General features: G+C 47.5%; 1 protein-coding gene and 1 pseudogene. Both read right to left on the bottom strand.

Translation table 11 applies throughout. From position 1 onward, the window contains the following. Nucleotides 1-239 (bottom strand): annotated as a pseudogene (locus A3729_RS20930) (U32 family peptidase); the annotation flags it as partial. Nucleotides 240-262: 23 nt separating this feature from the next. Further along, the coding region (locus tag A3729_RS20925; protein ID WP_068634242.1) for a peptidase U32 family protein at nt 263-1,103 on the bottom strand (841 nt) is incomplete at its 5' end.

Below are 1,103 nucleotides of genomic sequence, written 5' to 3'. Positions count from 1 at the left end.
CTTAATTCAGAATCTGCCATTAATAACGCCAGACTGGAAATTACGACTTCTTTACCTGATTCCGATAGTTCCTTGGCTAGCTCTAGCCATTCAGCAGTTTTTAATTCTCGGCGCTTAGAACACACCGTCTCGCCTAAATAAATAACATCGACAGGGCTGTCGAGCATCTCTTGGTAGAAGTCATAAACGCGCTGTTTTGGCCAAAAAAACAGGTTTGGGCCTAGTGATAATTTCATCATATTACTCCCTAAATCTGCGGGGTTTATTGCCAGGCGCGCGTATAAGCGCCCAAAGTGGTTTGCGAGCCTTCAGAGACTTTATCGAGTGGCTTGCTCCATTGGGGTTTCACTTTAAAGTTATCCGGGTCGCGCTGATAGCTGTCTAAAGCTTTGCGCCAAACCGAGACAACCTGTTCAACATAAGCCGGGCTGCGTTGTCGACCCTCAATTTTTACAGCCTTGATGCCGATCTCTGTTAAGTCAGGAATTAAGCCAATTGTGTTCAAGCTTGTTGGTTCTTCGAGTGCATTGTAGAGACGGCCTTCCACTTCAAATCGGCCTTTACACAAGGTTGGGTAACCTGCTTTTTCATCTTCCTGATAACGGTCAATTAGCACATTGTNCAAACGTGACTCCAGGCCGTCTTCTGTTTCTTCCCAGCGAACAAAGCTTGCAGGCGAACAGGCACCGCAAGTATTGGGTGATTGGTCGGTTAGGTATGAAGATAAATAGCAGCGCCCTTCAGCCATAATGCATAAGGAACCAAAGGCAAAGACTTCTAATTCGATAGGCGACTTCTTAGCAACTTGCGCCACCTGCTTGAGTGATAAGACGCGTGGCAGCACAGCGCGGCGAACATTGAAATTGCGCTTGTAGAAACTTAGTGACTCAGCATTTGTGCCAGAGCCCTGAACCGACAAGTGCAGGTTTAGATTGGGGTGCTTTTGGGTGGCGTAATCCAGCACCCCCATATCAGCACAAATTAGCGCATCGGCCTGAATATCGGCGGCTACATCAACGGCTCGTTGCCATTTACTCCAACCTTCGGGCTGGGCATAGGTATTCACCGCGATATATAACTTAACGCCTTTGGATCGCGCATAA

The sequence above is a fragment of the Oleiphilus sp. HI0043 genome, assembly GCF_001634935.1.
Note: the sequence above shows the minus strand (reverse complement) of the source record. Positions and strands in the feature narration are given on the sequence as shown.